This is a genomic window from Mesorhizobium sp. FG116 (assembly GCF_057809835.1).
This window is the reverse complement of record NZ_JBMDKS010000026.1, coordinates 38630-55421: the sequence shown is the minus strand read 5'-3', so window position 1 is coordinate 55421 and position 16792 is coordinate 38630. Positions and strand designations below refer to the sequence as shown.

General features: G+C 61.9%; 18 protein-coding genes. 14 read left to right on the top strand and 4 right to left on the bottom strand.

What is annotated here, in order from left to right:
* Together ACODTY_RS18645 and ACODTY_RS18640 are read left to right on the top strand one after the other, a co-directional pair.
* Entirely contained in the window at positions 1-951 is a 951-nt protein-coding gene (locus ACODTY_RS18645) for a glycine reductase (protein ID WP_488995703.1), read from the top strand.
* Positions 941-1939, top strand: a complete 999-nt coding sequence (locus ACODTY_RS18640; protein ID WP_488995702.1) for an aldose epimerase family protein — start codon at positions 941-943, stop codon at positions 1937-1939. Before ACODTY_RS18645 ends, ACODTY_RS18640 begins: the two co-directional genes overlap by 11 nt.
* Before the next feature lie 19 nt (positions 1940-1958).
* Here the strand turns inward: ACODTY_RS18640 and ACODTY_RS18635 are convergent, their stop codons facing one another.
* Positions 1959-2117 carry a hypothetical protein gene (locus ACODTY_RS18635; RefSeq protein WP_488995701.1) on the bottom strand — a complete coding sequence of 53 codons (159 nt, stop codon included), beginning with the start codon at positions 2115-2117 and terminating at the stop codon, positions 1959-1961.
* Positions 2118-2174: 57 nt separating this feature from the next.
* Here ACODTY_RS18635 and ACODTY_RS18630 point away from each other — a divergent pair, with 57 nt between their 5' ends.
* From ACODTY_RS18630 to ACODTY_RS18605, 6 genes are all read left to right on the top strand, one after another.
* Positions 2175-2399 (top strand): hypothetical protein, encoded by a 225-nt coding sequence (locus ACODTY_RS18630; RefSeq protein WP_488995700.1) that lies wholly within the window; start codon positions 2175-2177, stop codon positions 2397-2399.
* Between the two features lie 192 nt (positions 2400-2591).
* Positions 2592-3908 (top strand): NAD(P)H-dependent oxidoreductase, encoded by a 1317-nt coding sequence (locus ACODTY_RS18625; RefSeq protein WP_488995699.1) that lies wholly within the window; start codon positions 2592-2594, stop codon positions 3906-3908.
* Between the two features lie 11 nt (positions 3909-3919).
* On the top strand, positions 3920-4948 hold the full coding sequence (locus ACODTY_RS18620) for a thiamine pyrophosphate-dependent dehydrogenase E1 component subunit alpha (RefSeq protein WP_488995698.1): 1029 nt from the start codon (positions 3920-3922) through the stop codon (positions 4946-4948).
* A complete protein-coding gene (locus ACODTY_RS18615) occupies positions 4948-5946 on the top strand; it encodes an alpha-ketoacid dehydrogenase subunit beta (RefSeq protein WP_488995697.1) in 999 nt (332 codons plus the stop codon). The genes ACODTY_RS18620 and ACODTY_RS18615 overlap by 1 nt, the downstream gene beginning before the upstream one ends.
* A gap of 3 nt (positions 5947-5949) precedes the next feature.
* On the top strand, positions 5950-7284 hold the full coding sequence (locus ACODTY_RS18610) for a pyruvate dehydrogenase complex dihydrolipoamide acetyltransferase (protein ID WP_488995696.1): 1335 nt from the start codon (positions 5950-5952) through the stop codon (positions 7282-7284).
* Positions 7285-7413: 129 nt separating this feature from the next.
* Entirely contained in the window at positions 7414-7782 is a 369-nt protein-coding gene (locus ACODTY_RS18605) for a hypothetical protein (protein ID WP_488995695.1), read from the top strand.
* On the opposite strand, the gene ACODTY_RS18600 is transcribed toward ACODTY_RS18605, so the two are convergent.
* Entirely contained in the window at positions 7779-8750 is a 972-nt protein-coding gene (locus ACODTY_RS18600) for a sugar-binding transcriptional regulator (RefSeq protein ID WP_488995694.1), read from the bottom strand. The two genes, ACODTY_RS18605 and ACODTY_RS18600, sit on opposite strands and share 4 nt — an antisense overlap.
* Positions 8751-8980: 230 nt before the next feature.
* Here ACODTY_RS18600 and ACODTY_RS18595 point away from each other — a divergent pair, with 230 nt between their 5' ends.
* From ACODTY_RS18595 to ACODTY_RS18575, 5 genes are all read left to right on the top strand, one after another.
* A complete protein-coding gene (locus ACODTY_RS18595) occupies positions 8981-9967 on the top strand; it encodes an ABC transporter substrate-binding protein (RefSeq protein ID WP_488995693.1) in 987 nt (328 codons plus the stop codon).
* A gap of 119 nt (positions 9968-10086) precedes the next feature.
* Positions 10087-11790, top strand: coding sequence for an ABC transporter permease (locus ACODTY_RS18590; RefSeq protein WP_488995692.1), 1704 nt, complete (start codon positions 10087-10089; stop codon positions 11788-11790).
* Positions 11778-12857: an ABC transporter ATP-binding protein gene (locus tag ACODTY_RS18585; protein WP_488995691.1), complete on the top strand. Its 1080-nt coding sequence runs from the start codon at positions 11778-11780 to the stop codon at positions 12855-12857. Before ACODTY_RS18590 ends, ACODTY_RS18585 begins: the two co-directional genes overlap by 13 nt.
* A complete protein-coding gene (locus tag ACODTY_RS18580) occupies positions 12854-14032 on the top strand; it encodes an MBL fold metallo-hydrolase (protein WP_488995690.1) in 1179 nt (392 codons plus the stop codon). Before ACODTY_RS18585 ends, ACODTY_RS18580 begins: the two co-directional genes overlap by 4 nt.
* Positions 14020-14757 (top strand): 5'/3'-nucleotidase SurE, encoded by a 738-nt coding sequence (locus ACODTY_RS18575; protein ID WP_488995689.1) that lies wholly within the window; start codon positions 14020-14022, stop codon positions 14755-14757. Before ACODTY_RS18580 ends, ACODTY_RS18575 begins: the two co-directional genes overlap by 13 nt.
* A 13-nt stretch (positions 14758-14770) precedes the next feature.
* Here ACODTY_RS18575 and ACODTY_RS18570 read toward each other — a convergent pair whose 3' ends face one another.
* Both ACODTY_RS18570 and ACODTY_RS18565 read right to left on the bottom strand, forming a co-directional pair.
* Positions 14771-15445: an HAD family hydrolase gene (locus ACODTY_RS18570; protein ID WP_488995688.1), complete on the bottom strand. Its 675-nt coding sequence runs from the start codon at positions 15443-15445 to the stop codon at positions 14771-14773.
* A 75-nt stretch (positions 15446-15520) separates the two neighbouring features.
* On the bottom strand, positions 15521-16171 hold the full coding sequence (locus ACODTY_RS18565) for a hypothetical protein (RefSeq protein ID WP_488995687.1): 651 nt from the start codon (positions 16169-16171) through the stop codon (positions 15521-15523).
* A 162-nt stretch (positions 16172-16333) separates the two neighbouring features.
* On the opposite strand from ACODTY_RS18565, the gene ACODTY_RS18560 reads away from it, so the two are divergent.
* Positions 16334-16771, top strand: coding sequence for a transcriptional regulator GutM (locus ACODTY_RS18560; protein WP_488995686.1), 438 nt, complete (start codon positions 16334-16336; stop codon positions 16769-16771).
* The last annotated feature ends 21 nt before the right edge of the window (positions 16772-16792 follow it).

The window sequence follows — 16792 nt, the reverse complement described above, 5'->3', positions numbered from 1 at the left end:
GTGCCGAACGGGTCAGGCAACGCATCCGGCTTTGCGCCCTCGCATGATCAGCCGATCCCTTATCTTCAGCGGGTTCGAACCTACTATCAGGCATTGGGGTATGGCGCGCCTTACGAATGGGCGCACTATGCCAAGGTGCCTTTTCACCGGTTGCAAAAGCCGCTGGCCGAGTGCCGGGTGACGATTGTCACCACGGCCGCGCCCTACCAGCCTGATAAGGGCGATCAGGGGCCGGGCGCGCCCTACAATGCCGCCGCCAAATTCTATCAGGTCTATTCGGGCGATACCGCAACCGATCCCGATTTGCGCATTTCGCATGTCGCCATTGATCGCAAGCACACGACCGCAGAAGATATTGCGAGCTATTTTCCATTGGCCGCGCTGAGGCGTGCGGCAAAGCGTGGACGCATCGGTGCTGTCGCGCCGCGCTTTCATGGTCTGCCCACCAACCGCAGCCAGCGCACCACGCTGGAGGTGGACGGTCCGGACATACTCGCCCGATGCAAGACGGATGCGGTCGATGCGGTGTTGCTCGTCGCCAACTGTCCAGTCTGCCACCAAAGCGTCAGCCTTGTCGCGCGGCTTTTGGAAGCTAACGGCATTGCAACGGTCGTCATGGGCTGTGCCAAGGACATCGTGGAATATGTCGGCGTGCCGCGCCTTTTGTTCTCGGACTTTCCGCTTGGCAATGCGGCCGGGCGGCCGGGAGATCTGGCTTCGCAAGATGTGACGCTTGAGCTTGCGCTCGCATTGCTTGAGGCGGCCCCGGCGGCGCGAACCACGGTCCAGTCGCCGTTGATTTGGAGCTCAGATCCGGACTGGAAGCTCGACTATTGCAATATCGAGCGGCTTTCGCCTGATGAGATCCGGCAGAAGCGGGCCGATTTCGACGCGCAAAAGACAGTGGCTCGAGAGCTTCGCGAGGGGCAGGGCGGCAACCATGACCGGTAGCATGAATGCCCGCCTCGATCCGCTCACGATCCGCAATGGCGGGTTGTCGGCCAGAGTCCTTGCCTATGGCGCGACGCTTGCCGATCTGGTCGTGCCGACGCGCTTGGGACCAAAGAGCATCGTGCTGGGGTTCAACAACCTCGAAGCCTACAAGAGCCATGGCGCGTTTTTCGGTGCGATCGTCGGCCGCTGCGCCAACCGGATTGCCGGCGGTAAGGTAACGCTAGGCGGCAAGGACTATCAGCTCGACCTCAACGAGAAGGGCAGGACGCACCTGCATGGCGGGGCGGGTGGTTTCTTCGCTCGCTTGTGGCACGTCGAACGACATGACGAGACTTCGGTTCTCTTCAGCCTTGTCTCACCGGATGGCGATCAGGGTTATCCGGGTGAAGTGCGTGCGAGTTGCAGGTACACGCTCGCTCCGGACCGTCTTGCGATCGAACTGCGGGCTGAAGCGGACCGTGAAACGCTGGTCAACATGGCGGCCCATCCGTATTTCAATCTCAACGGCGATGGCACGGCACTCGACCATCGCCTGATGATCCCAGCGCAAGCCTATACGCCGGTGGACGATGCTTCGATCCCGACCGGCGAAATCCGGCAAGTGGACGGCACGGATTTCGAGTTTCGCGCCTTGCGTCCTATCCGCAATGAGGTGCTCGGGACCCATACCGGCTACGACCACAATTTCGTTCTGGCGCCTGCGCCATTCGCAAAGCCACAGCTTGCCGCTCGCCTCGAAGGCGATAGGTCAGGTGCGGCAATGGAGGTCTGGTCGACCGAACCTGGGCTGCAATTCTATGATGGCGGCTCGCTTCCGGTTGCCGAGGCATTGCGCGGAGGCGTTTCATCTGGGCGCTTCGGAGCCGTGTGCCTTGAACCGCAGCGCTTTCCAGATGCAGTCCACCAGCCGGGCTTCGCGGGGGCCGTGCTGCGGCCCGGCGAAATCTATTCGCAGGTTACGGAATTCCGCTTTTCGGTGATCTGATCGCCGGCCTATGGCCGCCTCAAGCCAGCGCCTGCCAGAGCCATATCCAGAACAGCGTGTTGCTGGCGATCAGGAATGTCCAGGTTTGGGCGCGGTGCGTCATGGCGAAACACGCTAACGTGCCACGGTTAACGGATTGATTGCGTATCAGTTGCGCGCGCAGAACCATTTGTCCCATATCGGCACAATTCCGGCTGGCATGGAAGCTGCATTCCGTTGCGGTATGAAGATATCAGTGCGCCCAGCCAAACGAGACGGTAACCCGAAGGAGCTCTTCGAGCGAGCAATCGTGCCCGAAGACGTGACCATGGACGGTGAGGAGACCGTACTTACCCTCATAGTGAAGGACATCTACAGCAAGGGTTCGAACCAGCGCTATACGATCACGCTGAGCGCCGACGACCTGGCGATGATTCTCGATAGCGCCGATATCGCCGAAGTGCTCAAGGCGGCGGAATAACAGCATCGCGCTGCGCTGCGACGCCCACATGCATCGAACGATTGTCGACGTTCTGGCCAGCCTCGTGCTGGCTTTTTCGCGTTGAGCCCTATGATCGGGCAGAATTCACCAAAATATGAACATTCGGCTTGATTGAAAGACACATGTTCATTAATCATAACTCAGCGGCAGGCTATCGCGGAGGAGTGAAGAATGAGCATCAACGTTGCCCCCATCGGTTTGGCACGAGACCTGAAGGAGCGTGCAGCCTCCGGCAAGCCGATCCGTATCGGGCTTATCGGCTCCGGCGAGATGGGGACCGATATCGTAACCCGTGTGGCGCACATGTCGGGTCTCGAAATCGGCGCGATTTCCGAGCTCAACATTCCCAATGCTCACCGGGCCGTCGACATCGCCTATCGCGAGAAGGGCTATTCGCGTGAGGTCTCCAATGCCGGCGACATGACCTCGGCCATCGAGGGCGGCAAGATCGCGGTGACCAACGATGCCGACCTCATCATCAACAACGAGCTGATCAACGTGGTGATCGACGCCACCGGCGTTCCGGCCGTGGGTGCCGAAATCGGCCTGCGCGCCATGGAGCATGGCAAGCATCTCGTCATGATGAACGTCGAGGCTGACGTCACCATCGGCGCCTATCTCAAGAGCGAAGCCGACCGCCTCGGCGTGACCTATTCGCTCGGCGCCGGTGACGAGCCGTCGTCCTGCATGGAACTGATCGAGTTCGTCTCCGCGATGGGCCACCCGATCGTTGCCGCCGGCAAGGGCAAGAACAATCCGCTCAACATCGATGCGACGCCGCCCGCCTATGAGGAAGAGGCCAAGCAGCGCAACATGAACGTGCGCATGCTGGTCGAGTTCGTAGATGGCTCCAAGACCATGGTCGAGATGGCGGCGATCGCCAACGCTACCGGCCTGGTGCCGGACAAGCCGGGCATGCATGGCCCCGCCGCGACGCTTGGCGAACTGTCCAAGGTGCTGGTGCCCGAGAAGGATGGCGGCGTGCTGTCGAAGGTCGGCGTCGTCGACTATTCGATCGGTAAGGGCGTTGCGCCCGGCGTGTTCGTCATCGCCGACATGTCGCATCCGCGCATTTCGGAGCGCATGGAAGATCTGAAGATGGGCAAGGGCCCGTACTTCACCTTCCATCGGCCCTATCACCTGACCTCGCTCGAAGTGCCGCTGACCTGCGCGCGCGTTGTGCTCTACGGCAAGGCCGACATGGTGCCGCTGGCCAAGCCGGTCGCTGAAGTCTGCGCCGTTGCCAAGAAGGACATGCAGCCGGGTGAGAAGCTGGATGCAATCGGTGAATATTGCTACCGAGCATGGATCATGACCGCGCCTGAGGCGCGCTCTGCCAAGGCCATTCCGTGCGGCCTGCTGCAAGGCGGATCGGTCACCGCGCCGATCAAGAAGGGCGAACTCATCACCTATGCCAATGCGGCGCCGGCTCCGGGTTCGAAGATTGCCGAACTGCGCGCCCGCCAAGACAAGCTGGTCTACGGTTAAGGAGGTCCAAGATGGCCACAGCCAGGAAAGCGATCTCGCCCGAGCAAACCAACCTGCCGTTCGCCTACCGGCAGTATTCGCCTGACCAGCTCAGGGATGTGCTGCGCAAGATGTATCTCATCCGCCGCTTCGAGGAAGGTGCGGAGGACAGCTACATGCGCGGCCTCATCCACGGCACCATGCACCTGTCCATCGGGCAGGAGGCGAGCGCCATGGGCATCTGCATGCCGCTCCATGAAGATGACCAGATCACCTCGACGCATCGCGGTCACGGCCACTGCATCGCCAAGGGCGCGGACGTGAAGCGCATGTTCGCCGAGTTCTTCGGCAAGACCACCGGATACTGCAAAGGCCGTGGCGGTTCGATGCATATCGCCGATGTGGCCAAGGGCAATCTCGGCGCCAACGGCATCGTTGCCGGCGGCATCCCAATTGCGGTTGGTGCGGCACTTTCAGCCAAGCGCATGAAAACCGGCAAGGTCGTCGTGTCGTTCTTCGGCGATGGCGCCAACAATGAAGGCGCGTTCCACGAAGCGCTCAACATGGCTTCGATCTGGAAGCTGCCGGTGATCTTCGTTTGTGAAAACAACGGATACGGCATGTCCACCTCAACCGCGCGCTCGACCGCGGTGAAGAACATTGCCGATCGGGCCGCCGCTTATTCGATGCCGGGCGTGATCGTTAACGGAAACAATTTCTCGGAAGTCGCCGAAGCCTCTCACGCTGCCGCCGAGCGGGCGCGGGCAGGCGAGGGGCCGACGCTGATCGAGTCCAAGACATACCGCTATCGCGGCCATTCCAAGAGCGACCGCAACCGCTACCGCACCAAGGAAGAGATCGAGGACTGGATCACCAATCGCGACCCGATCCTTTTGTTCGAAACCGAGCTCAAGGAGTTCGGCATCATTGATGAAAAGGGCATCGAGGTGGTGCGTGAATCGGTCAAGCAGGAGATCGCCGACGGCATCGAGTTCGCCAAGCAAAGCCCCGCTCCGGAGCTGAGCGATCTCGACCGCTATGTCTATACAGAGGTGGCGTGATGGATACGGCGGTGCGTGAACTGAGCTATGCGCAGGCCATCCAGGAAGCGATGGCGATCGCCATGGAAGCCGACGAGCGCGTGTTCCTCATGGGCGAGGACATCGGTGTCTACGGTGGCGCATTCCAGGTCACCGGCGACCTCGTCGAACGCTTCGGCACCGACCGGGTGATGGACACGCCGATTTCCGAACTTGGCGGTGCGGGTGTCGCAGTAGGCGCTGCCGTCACCGGCATGCGGCCGATCTTCGAGTTCCAGTTCTCGGATTTCGCCACGCTCGGCATGGAGCAGATCGTCAACCAGGCGGCAAAGATGCGCTTCATGCTTGGCGGTGAAGTTTCGGTACCGCTTGTCATGCGGTTTCCGGCCGGTTCGGGTACGGGTGCCGCCGCCCAGCACAGCCAGAGCCTAGAAGCCTGGCTTGGCCACGTGCCGGGGCTGAAGGTGATCCAGCCGGCGACGCCGCACGACGCCAAGGGTTTGCTTCTGGCGGCAATCGCCGATCCAGATCCGGTCATGATCTTCGAGCACAAGCTGCTCTACAAGATGAAGGGGCCGGTGCCGGAGGGTCACTACACGGTGCCGATCGGCAAGGCCGAGATACGCCGCGAGGGCCGCGACCTCACCATCGTCGCCACATCGATCATGGTGCACAAGGCGCTTGAAGCGGCAGAGACGCTTTCGGGCGAGGGCATGGATATCGAAGTGATCGATCTGCGCTCCATCCGCCCCATCGACCGCGAGACGGTGATCGGCAGCGTAAAGAAGACGTCGAAACTGCTTTGCGTCTATGAAGCGGTTAAGACGCTCGGCATCGGCGCGGAAGTCAGCGCCATGATCGCCGAGAGCGAGGCCTTCGACTATCTGGATGCACCTATCGTGCGGCTGGGTGGAGCGGAAATGCCGATCCCTTACAATCCCGACCTGGAAAAGGCGACCGTGCCGCAGGTGCCGGACATTGTTTCCGCCGCGCGCGATCTGGTCAAGGGAGTGCGTTAGGCGATGCCGGTCGAAGTCATCCTTCCCAAGGTCGACATGGATATGGCGACCGGGCAGATTTCGCGCTGGTTCGTTGCGGAAGGCGCGAGCGTCAAGCAGGGCGACGTGCTGTTCGAGATCGAGACCGACAAGGCCGCGATGGAAATCGACGCCCCTGCCAGCGGCATCCTCCGCAACATCACCGGCAAGGAGCGCGTCGATATCCCCGTCGGCCAAGCCGTGGCATGGATCTATGCCGAAGGCGAAGCCGCCGGGGCATCGCCGGTCGCGCCGCCTGCGGGCGAGACTCCGGCGAAGCCGGCAGAGGTCATCGCTGCCCCGGTAGCAAGCCAAGACAAGGATGAGGCTTCCGCCTCGCAGAACAGGCCGGAGAGCGACAGTGGCGGTGTCCGCGCCACGCCACTTGCGCGCAGGCTGGCGCGTGAAGCGGGGCTGGACCTCGCTTCCGTTTCCGGCACCGGTCCGCATGGCCGAGTGGTGAAGGCGGATGTCGAGGCTGCGATTGCCGGCGGTGGTGCGAAGGACGCCGCGCCGTCTGCGCCTGCCGCTGGTCCGTCGGCCGGTTCGGCTGCGCCTGCGGTCAAGCCGATGTCGGACGATGCCGTGCTCAAGCTGTTCGAGGAAGGCTCCTACGAACTTCTCCCGCACGACAACATGCGCAAAACCATTGCACGCAGGCTGGTCGAAGCAAAATCGACCATTCCGCATTTCTACCTCACCATCGATTGCGAACTCGACGCGCTTCTGGCGCTGCGCAAGCAGCTCAACGACGCCGCGCCGGTGCGGAAGACCGAAAAGGGCGAGGTGCCGGCCTACAAGCTCTCCGTCAACGACATGATCATCAAGGCGATGGCAATGGCGCTGGTGGAAGTACCGGACGCCAATGCGTCATGGACCGAAAGCGCCATGGTCAAGCACAAGCACGCCGATGTCGGCGTGGCGGTGTCGATCCCGGGCGGGCTGATCACGCCGATCGTGCGCCGGGCGGAAGAGAAAAGCCTGTCCGCGATCTCCAACGAGATGAAGGACCTGGCTTCGCGCGCCCGCACCCGCAAGCTGAAGCCGGAGGAATATCAGGGTGGCACGACGGCCGTCTCGAACCTTGGCATGTTCGGTATCAAGGACTTCGCCGCGGTGATCAACCCGCCGCATGCAACGATCCTTGCGGTCGGTGCGGGTGAAGAACGGGCGGTGGTGAAGAACGGCGAGATCAAGATCGCCACCATAATGTCGGTGACGCTCTCGACCGACCACCGTGCTGTCGACGGCGCGCTCGGGGCCGAACTCATCGGCGCCTTCAAGCGCCTCATCGAAAACCCGATGGCCATGCTGGTGTGATGGCCGGTGGCCGCTAAGGCTTCTGTTTGATCTTGCGCAGTGACCTCTCTGGAAGATCGGCTATATTGGGCTAGATATTGGAGATGCGGTCCGCTTGGCGGCGTCATCCCGGCTTGAAGGAGTTCACCCATGCCCCCGTTCCAGCCTTCCGAAGTCCGGAATTTCGTCTCCAGGCTCATGGGGGCGTCGCCAGCCGACATAAAGTTGGTGGCGCAGCGCCTGCACGACCATGCCTTCGAGCAGCGCATGTCGGCGGAAGATACCAAGGCCTTCGTGGGCGAACTCGGCTATGAGAGCCTTGAAGCGTTCTGCGCCGACATCGGCCTTCCGGCCCATATCGCCGAACGCTGGGGCCGCTTCGGGGTCTCGGGTGAAATGCGGCAGGTGTTCACGCTGCTTGCCAGCCAGCGACAGCGCATGGCCGAAGCCATCGCCGAGTTCGAGGAAATGACCCATGTCGGCATCGACGATTTCCTGCGCGAGCGCGGCCTGATCTAGCCTTCGCTGAGTGCCTTTGCCGTTTCGCTGTCGGTAATCAGCACGTTGGCCTCTACTGCTTTAAGTGCCGCGCGGATGGCTGCGATCTTGTGGTGGCCACCGGCAGCCAGCACGACATTGGGAATGGCGCTGACGACATCGAGGCCGATGGCCATGACACGGTCGTTGACTTCGTGATCGACCAGCTTGCCCGCCGCATCGACGAAATAGGACAGGATGTTGGCCACCGCGCCCTTTGCCTTCAGTGAAGGGATAAGCGCAGCGGGCACGATTGCGTGGCGGAAAATGGTGGCGTCGGGCGAGATCTCGCCGACCGTGATCAGTGCGATATCCGCATCCGCGGCGCGTCGCCTGACGTCGAGCAGTTCCGGTTGTTCCCACAACAGGTCGCGCAGGGCTCGGTCGTGCAGCATCACCGGCGCGGTGATCTGGTAGCTGTCCACACCCAGCACTTCTGCCACCTTGGCCGCGACGATCGACGGATTGATCCATTGCGAGTGCGGCAGCGAGCCGACCAGCCCGATCACGGAAGCCGATTTGAGCTGGCGTCTGGCCATGAAGGCGAGGCTGGCATGCAGCGTAGCGCCGCCACCGATGGCCAGCGTCATCCCATCCTGCATCTGATCGCCCAGATAAAGCGCAACGGCGTGGCCGATCGCCTTTTCCAGATTGTCCTTGTCCGAAGGCGTCGGTATGACCACCGCCGCATCAAGGTCCCAGCGCTTTTCAAGCGCGCGCTCAAGCGCCACCTGTGCAGCCGTTTCGGCATTGATGGTGGTGATGACGACGCCTTCGGCAGTGCAAGCTGCCAAGGTGCGCATCACCTTGACCCGGCTGACGCCGAGCTTTTCGGCGATCTGTTCCTGGGTCAGGCCTTCGACATAGTAGAGCCACGCCGTCTTCACGTTGAGGTCGGAAGACACCATCGGTACCTCGGTGCCAGGCTTGTCCGCCTTGCCTTTGCCCATCGCGCATGGCCCTCCGCATTCGCGCACTATCCTCCCGCATAGTGTGCCCACCGTGCGTGACGATTTTATCACCCTACCAATGTTCATTTGTATTTGACAATGAACAAATGAACATATCTTATAACTGCAGGCGTGTTGTCATCCACGGGTCATATACGCCGTGCAGGGAGGAGCAGGTTGTATCCGGATAAAGTCCGGAGACGCCGTGCACAGAAGATCAGGAGGTCTCAATGAAGACGCGTTTCATCACACTTTTGGCGAGCCAGATCGCGCTTGCCGCCATGCTCGTTTCGGGATCGGCCAGCGCCGATACGCTCACCCTTTATACGTCGCAGCCCGAGGCTGACGCGGCAAAGACGGTCGACGCCTTCAAGGCGGCTCATCCCGGCACGGAAGTGAACATCTATCGCTCCGGCACCAGCGATATCATGACCAAGCTGGCCGCCGAATTTGCCGCCAACAGCCCGCAGGCCGACGTGCTTCTGATCGCGGATGCGGTCAGCATGGAGCTTTTGAAGAAGGATGACCGGCTGCTCGCCTATCCGGAAGCCAAGCTCGACGGCATCGAGGCTGATGCCTACGACAAGGACAAGACCTATTTCGGCTCCAAGCTGATCACCACCGGCATTGCCTACAACACCGCCGCGGCGGAAAAGCCGGCACACTGGGCTGACCTTGCCAAGCCTGAGTACAAGGATGGCCTCGTTATGCCGAGCCCGCTCTATTCAGGCGCTGCGGCCTATCTGCTGTCGGGCTTTGCCGGCGATTCGACCTACGGCTGGGACTTCTTCCAGAAGCTGAAGGACAACAACACGGTCAGCGTTCGCGGCAACGGCGCGGTGTTGAAATCGGTGGCAAGCGGCGAGAAGCCTTACGGAATACTGGTCGACTTCATGGCCATGAATGCCAAGGCCAAGGGTTCGCCGGTCGAATTCGTGTTCCCCGAGGAAGGCGTGCCTGCCGTGACCGAGCCGGTCGCGATCATGAAGAGCGCCAAGAATGTCGAAGGCGCCAAGGCGTTTGTCGATTTCATCTTGTCGGATGCCGGCCAGAAGCTGGCGCTGGACATGGGCTACCTGCCGGCCAAGGCGTCGGTCGGGCGCCCCGCCTGGTTGCCGGAGGGTGTCGCCGTCAAGGTGATGACGTTCGACACCAAGGCGATCGTCGAAAAGACGGAAGCCGATAAGGCCAAGTTCTCCGAACTGTTCGGCGGGTAATCGACCAGTGGCCGTTCGCTGCGGCGGGTGATCTTGCCGCAGCGTTTCGACGCTCGCCGCAAAAGCGGAAGCTTCGTCGCATACAATGCGCACGTCAGCCGGGGTTTAGGAACGCAACCATGACTGCAAGGGTGAAGGAAAGCCGGGGCCAGGAAATGGCCCTGACGGCGGCGGTAGCCGTTGTCATCGTGCTTCTGTCGCTGCTGCCGATGCTGCGCCTCTTGAAGGAGGTCGTAGCGCCGGGTGGTGTCGTCTCCGACACGGCAATCCGCCTTGGCCTGTCTAGTTCGGCGACGTGGGTGGCGACATGGCATACGCTGGTTGTCGGCATCTTTGGCACGCTGCTTGCTGTCGTGCTCGGCACGTTCGTCGCGCTTCTGGTCACGCTCACCGACATTCGCGGGCGCGGCGTGCTTGTCTTGTGTTACGTCATGCCGCTGATGATTGCGCCGCAGGTGACGGCGCTTGCCTGGCTGCAACTGTTTGGCCCGGCCAGCCCATTCCTGAAGCTGCTCGGACTTGCACCGCCGCTCGGCACCCGCAATCCGCTTTATTCCACCGAAGGCATTATCCTGCTGCTCGGCGTTCAATACGGGCCGCTGGTCTTCCTTCTCGTGCGTGCCGGTCTACGCAAGCTGCCGCGTGAACTGGTCGAAGCCGCACGAGCAGGCGGCGCAGGCTGGTTCACAGTGCTGCGCACAGTGGTGCTGCCGCTCATGACGCCCTCTATAATGGCGGCAGCAGCACTGGCCTTCGTGTCCTGCGTCGGAAATTTCGGTATTCCCGCCTTCCTCGGCATCCCCGCCAACTACCTCGTGCTGCCAACGCTCATCTACCAGAAGCTGGCGGGCGGCGGTCCGGCGGTGCTGGGCGAGACGGCGTTCCTGTCGGTGCTGATCGGCATCATCGCCATGGCCGGCATCGTCACCCAGGAAATCATGAGCCGCCGGCGCGACTACCGCATTTCTTCGACGTCGCTGCCCGCTGAGCCTTATGAACTCGGACGTTGGCGCGTGCCGGTCGAAGCGGGTATTTGGCTTCTCATAGTATTGATCCTCGTGCTGCCTTTGTTCGGCCTTGTGCTGACCTCGCTCGTGCCGGGCTACGGCATTGCCCTTTCGACCGCCACCGCGACGCTCGATAACTATCGTTTCGTCCTGTTCGAACATGCCGGATCGAGGCGTGCATTCTTCAACAGCTTTGCCTTGTCCATTGCCGCTGCGGTGTTCGCAGTGCTTGTCGCCGTGCCGGTCGGCTACCTGATCGCATGGGGCAAGCAAAGGTGGATCAGGCTGGTCAACCTGTTGATCGAATTGCCTTATGCGCTGCCAGGCGTGGTGCTTGCCATCGCAGCGCTTCTGATGTTCCTGCGGCCGATCCCGTTCACCGGCATCCAGCTCTACAACACCATCTGGATCATCCTCTACGCCTATCTTGCCCGCTTTCTTGTGCTGGCGCTGAGGCCCACCGTCAGCGGTTACCACCAGATCGACCGGGCGCTTGAGGAAGCGGCACAGGTTGCCGGGGCAGGGCTGTTCACGCGCCTGCGCACCATCGTGTTTCCGCTGGTGGCGCCTGCTGCGATTGCGGGTGGGCTGCTCATCTTCATGACCGCGCTCAGCGAACTTACCGTCTCGGCGCTGTTGTGGTCTTCCGGGTCTGAAACCATCGGTGTCGTCATGTTCTCCTTCGAGCAGGGCGGCGATTCCAACTACGCGGCGGCAATGTCGGCCATCACGGTCGCGATCACCTTCGTCCTCATGCTGGTGACCAATCTGCTTGCCCCTTACCTTCCAAGTGGAGTGCTGCCATGGCGGGACTGACCATCAGCAATGTGACCAAGACCTTCGGCGATTATGACGCCGTCAAGGATGTGTCTCTCGATGTTCGCGACGGCGAGTTCCTTGCCGTGCTTGGCCCTTCCGGCTGCGGCAAGACCACTTTGCTCAGGGTTGTCGCCGGATTCGAGAAGATCAGTTCCGGGCAGATCCGCATCGGCAGCGACGTGGTTTCGGATGCCAGCGGCAGCGTGCCGCCGGAAAAGCGCCGCGTCGGCATCGTCTTCCAGAACTATGCGCTTTGGCCCCACATGACGGTGGCCGAAAATGTCGGCTATTCGCTCAAGGTCGCCAAGGTGGACAAGACCGTGGCTCGCCAGCGGGTGGCGGATGCATTGTCCCTGGTAAACCTCGATGGGTTGGCTGACCGGCGGCCCGCTAATCTCTCCGGCGGTCAACGCCAGCGCGTGGCCTTGGCGCGGTGCCTTGTCGCCGCACCTTCGCTGGTGCTGTTCGACGAGCCGCTGGCAAATCTCGACGTGCATCTGCGCGCTTCGATGGAAGACGAGTTCGCCGCCTTCCACAAGCGCACCGGCACCACGATCGTCTACATCACCCACGACCAGGCCGAGGCGATGGCGCTGGCGGATCGCATCGCGGTCATGGATCATGGCAGGCTGGCGCAGCTTGCCACCCCGCGCGACCTCTACCGCGAACCCGCCAACGAGATGGTGGCGTCCTTCATTGCGCAAGGCATCGTGCTTCCGGCCAAAATCATGAGTGCGGAGCAAGGGGGACATGTACGGGCCGAGGTGTTGGGGCAAGAGGCCGTGGTGCGCTGCCGTCCCGGTGAGCAACCGCGAGCGGACGCGAAAATCTGCATCCGTTCGCCCGATCTCGAGATCGCCGGCAAGGGTGAGGCTGGTTTCGACGCCACCGTCACGCGCGCCATCTATAAGGGCGGTGCGGTGCGCGTCGAGCTTTCACCGGTGCTTCAGCCCGACCTCCATCTGCATGTCGAGCGTCCGGAGCCGGGGTCGTTCGAACCCGGATCGCAGATCAGGTTGAAGATCACGTCGGGCTGGCTCATTCCGAACGGAAAACCGGCATGACGCTTTCAATCGAGCTTGCCGGCGGGTTCGGAGAAAAGGGCCGGACCAGCGTCGTCATCGACCGGAACGGACGGCGGGTGATGCTCGACGCCGGCATCAAGGTTGGTGCCAGTGGCAGTGAATATTACCCGCAGGTCGATGCCGTTGCCGATCTCGAAGCTGTGCTGATCTCGCATGCGCATGAGGATCATGTCGGCGCATTGAACTGGTTGTTATCGAAAGGATTTTCCGGCCGCATCCTGATGACAGCCGAAACGCACGACGAAGCGCCGGCGACGCTGGAAGCCTATGCCGAGCCCGAACTTTTGCGCGCCTTTCCCTTTCCCGCCGACAGGATCGAACTGTTCCGCCCCGGCGACCGTCTGGATGTCGCCGGCTTGAGGATCAGCACCGGACGTTCCGGCCACGTGGTCGGCGGTGTCTGGTTTGCCGTGGAGTATGACGAGAGCCGCGTTGTCTATTGCGCCGACGTGGTGCCGGACAGCGCCGTGTTCGTCATGGACCCGATCCCGGCATGCGATCTCGTCATGCTGGATGCTTCCTACGGGGCCGATCCGGTCTCAGGCACCGACCGCGCCAAGCAGATTGCCCTATGGATCGAAGCACACAGTCGCGGTTGCCTGCTGCCGACGCCGCTTTCCGGCCGGTCGCTGGAACTTATCGCTGCGATGCCTGGCCGGTTCGCTATCCATGCTTCGATGCGGCCATCCTTGCAGGCACAGATCGAGGCGGGCTCTGCGTTGAGGTCCGGGGCGGGCGAGGTTTTGCGCCAGCGCCTTGCGCAAGCGCTGGACTGGATTGACGGCCAGCCTTTGCCTGATTGCCCCTTGCTTGCCGATGATGGCATGGGCCGGGCGGGCCCATCCTCGCGCCTGATTTCGCTGGCTGATGCGGCCAACTATCCGATCCTGCTCAGCGGTCATCTGCCGGCCGGCACGCCTGGCGAAGTCCTTCATGCCAAGGGCCGTGCCGACTGGATCAGGATGCCGACGCATCCAACCGTATCCGGCAATACCGCGATCTGGGAGCAGGCCGGACTTCCCGCAGTGCTCGGACATTCATGCGGGGCAGGGGAACTATCGCGGCTGGCCGCATACATACCGGCGTTGCAGGTCGACCGCCGCACCGGCGATCGGCTGGCAATAGGAAACGGAGACATACGATGCGCATCCTGATTTCCAATGACGATGGCATCGATGCGCCGGGCATTGCCCGTCTTGCCGAGGCGGCACGGCGGTTGAGTGACGATGTCTGGGTGGTCGCGCCGGAGAAGAAGCACACCGCGGCTGGGCCGTCGCTGACGCTGGCACAACCCATCACCATGCAGCGACGGGCTGAGAAACGCTTTTCCTGTTCCGGCCGGCCCGCCGACTGCGTGATCACGGCGATGGCGTGGCTGTTCAAGGATCAGCCCAAGCCGGACCTCGTGCTTGCCGGCATCAATGACGGCCGCAACGTCGCCGAGGATCTCGCCTATTCCGGCACGCTCGGCATTGCCCGCGAGGCAAGCTTCTGGGGTCTTCCGGCCATTGGCATTTCGCGTGTGAAAAATCCGGCTATCGGTGCCGAGGATGAATCCTGGCTGGCCGGCCTGATCGGGTCGCTATGGTCCAAGCGCGCTGAATGGGCGGTGGAAGGGCATTGGCTCAGCATAAACCTGCCGACCGCGTTGCCTGCCGAAATCCGGCAGCCGCACATTGGCCGCGACAAGATTGGCCGCAACGCCGAAGTGATTGAAACCGATGGCGACCGCACTGTGCTTGTTCTGCCGCGCGGACGTGCGCACGCCACTAGGCCTGGCGATGAAAACAGCGTCGTCGATGGCGGCTCGGTCAGCATCAATCGGCTGAACTGGTTTGGCCAAACGCGCCTTGGCGACGACCTGGTCGCCAGCCTTTAAGGCCCGAGCCGGATCAGGCGGTAAAGCCCAACGCGCGAAGCTCGTTGTCGACTTCGGTCCAGTCCTTGCAGATCGCATCCGCTCCGCGCGCGGATAGCACTTCGCCGTGGCCGGCATAGCTGTGGCTTCCGCCCGTATAGCCGATTGCCGTCATGCCGGCAGCAACCGCGCCTTCGACGCCGAACGGTGAGTCCTCGATCACGACGCAGTTGGCCGGTTCCGCTCCCATGTTCTCGGCTGCGAAGAGGAAGATGTCCGGTGCCGGCTTGCCGCGTTTGACCATCGAGGACGAATAGATCGCCTCGCCGAAAAACGGAGCCAATCCAGTAACATCGAGGCTGTGGTGAATGCGCTCGAGCGACGAGGAGGACGCCACGCAGCGCTTCGTCTTGAGTGATGACAGGAATGCCGCGAGGTCGCGCGTCTGGGTAAGCTGCTCGCTAAAAAGTGCCTTGGTTTCCGCCCAGATATCGTCACCGGCATCTGCCGGAAACTGGTGGCCGGTAAGCTCCTTGATGCGAACGATGATGTCGGCCTGCTTCATGCCGATGCACTGGGCAATGATGTCGGCGCCGACGCCGCTCATGCCGTGCTTTAGGTAGACGCGCTCATAGGCGAGTGCGGCCAGCGGCTCGCTGTCCACCAGCACGCCGTCGCAGTCGAAGATGATCAGTGGGGATGATGCCACGCGCTGCCTTCTCCAATTCGCAAAACGTGCACATCGCTATAGTTGAAAATGCAAATGTTCAATAGTGCCGATGGATTACTGTGTGGGCAAACCTGTCGCAGGCTGGCCTGAGAGGGATTGCAGCACCTGTTGCATGGCCCGGCGCGACGGCACGTGGTCCGGCGAGATCCAGTTCGGTTCGCTGCCAAGGAAGCGATCAAGAAAAGCAACGGCATAAGTCGGCATTTCGGTGACGTTTTCCCGGTAGGACCACCATGTGCGCAGGTCATCGGCGCATTTGTCGATGGTCGGGGCCGTGCCGAACTCCTGTTCGTGGATGGCTGCTACCGCCGAGACGCAATAGTTGGTGTAGAGGAAGCCTTCCGGCCAGAAACGCACGATTTCCTCGGTGCTTTCCGGGCCTGCTGCCTCTTCCTTTTGGCGCGACACTTCGCTTGTTGCCTTGGCCGGATCCTGACGAATCAATTCGCGCAGAACGAGACCGGCCGCAAACACGATGAAATCTGCCCGGTCGATTTCCGCAAACTTCTTGTCGGCTTCCGCGATTTCGATCCAGTCGAGGAAGGCGCGGGTAAGCTTGGCGTCGTCAATGACGAAACGAATGCCGTAGGCTTCGGTCACGGCACGTGCACTGGCCCGAAAAGTGGCGCGAAACCAACGCAGTCGCCGCAGACGGTGGCGCAGGTCGGGCATTGACGCCAACTCATCCTTGAACCGAATATCCATCGCATAGTCCCTGTTTAGGGGTGATTCTAGCATGCCGATCCGCTGTGCCAACGGGGCTGTTGAAATCATACATATTGACACTCAAGAAAACAAATGTTCTCTAATTAAGCATGTTGCGCCACCGAGCGTGCGGCCGCGCGGAGGCTTGGGAGGAAGGGCCTGATGGCAATTTGGCAATGGGCATTGCTGCTGCTGGCGCTCGTCTGGGGGCTGCAGGCGCTCGGCGTGTGGATGCAGATGCGCCACTATACCGGTGTCTTCAAGGGCATCACGGAGAAGTACAGCGACGGTTTCGTCGGCGCGGGCAACAGCCGCGGGCGCTTCCGCAAAGGCACGATTGTGCTGGTGGTGGTCACGCCCGACCTGATCGTGCGCAGGTTTTTGATCATGAGCGGGCGCTCGGTGTTCACCAAGTTCAAGCGCCACGAGGAATTTGAAGGGGCAACCCTCGACAGCATCCGGTCCAACCCAGCAGTTCTTGGGGAGGGGGAACCCGGTGTGGCCGAGGCCGTGAAACGGGCGATCGAACAGATCGACCGCGCGCGGTCGGAGCCGGGGAAAGGGCCGGGCTTGTCCGGCTTGAGTGCAGCAAGCGCATAGAGGGCGCCGCAGGCCTACCGG

Bases quoted from the DNA above. Each gene is read 5' to 3' on its own strand.
- ACODTY_RS18600 (WP_488995694.1), bottom strand. From the start codon at position 8,750: ATGGGCAAAGGCAAGGCGGACAAGCCTGGCACCGAGGTACCGATGGTG.
- ACODTY_RS18575 (WP_488995689.1), top strand. From the start codon at position 14,020: ATGCGCATCCTGATTTCCAATGACGATGGCATCGATGCGCCGGGCATT.
- ACODTY_RS18585 (WP_488995691.1), top strand. From the start codon at position 11,778: ATGGCGGGACTGACCATCAGCAATGTGACCAAGACCTTCGGCGATTAT.
- ACODTY_RS18620 (WP_488995698.1), top strand. From the start codon at position 3,920: ATGGCCACAGCCAGGAAAGCGATCTCGCCCGAGCAAACCAACCTGCCG.
- ACODTY_RS18615 (WP_488995697.1), top strand. From the start codon at position 4,948: ATGGATACGGCGGTGCGTGAACTGAGCTATGCGCAGGCCATCCAGGAA.
- ACODTY_RS18595 (WP_488995693.1), top strand. From the start codon at position 8,981: ATGAAGACGCGTTTCATCACACTTTTGGCGAGCCAGATCGCGCTTGCC.
- ACODTY_RS18640 (WP_488995702.1), top strand. From the start codon at position 941: ATGACCGGTAGCATGAATGCCCGCCTCGATCCGCTCACGATCCGCAAT.
- ACODTY_RS18590 (WP_488995692.1), top strand. From the start codon at position 10,087: ATGACTGCAAGGGTGAAGGAAAGCCGGGGCCAGGAAATGGCCCTGACG.
- ACODTY_RS18560 (WP_488995686.1), top strand. From the start codon at position 16,334: ATGGCAATTTGGCAATGGGCATTGCTGCTGCTGGCGCTCGTCTGGGGG.
- ACODTY_RS18580 (WP_488995690.1), top strand. From the start codon at position 12,854: ATGACGCTTTCAATCGAGCTTGCCGGCGGGTTCGGAGAAAAGGGCCGG.
- ACODTY_RS18605 (WP_488995695.1), top strand. From the start codon at position 7,414: ATGCCCCCGTTCCAGCCTTCCGAAGTCCGGAATTTCGTCTCCAGGCTC.
- ACODTY_RS18565 (WP_488995687.1), bottom strand. From the start codon at position 16,171: ATGGATATTCGGTTCAAGGATGAGTTGGCGTCAATGCCCGACCTGCGC.
- ACODTY_RS18635 (WP_488995701.1), bottom strand. From the start codon at position 2,117: ATGGGACAAATGGTTCTGCGCGCGCAACTGATACGCAATCAATCCGTT.
- ACODTY_RS18625 (WP_488995699.1), top strand. From the start codon at position 2,592: ATGAGCATCAACGTTGCCCCCATCGGTTTGGCACGAGACCTGAAGGAG.
- ACODTY_RS18610 (WP_488995696.1), top strand. From the start codon at position 5,950: ATGCCGGTCGAAGTCATCCTTCCCAAGGTCGACATGGATATGGCGACC.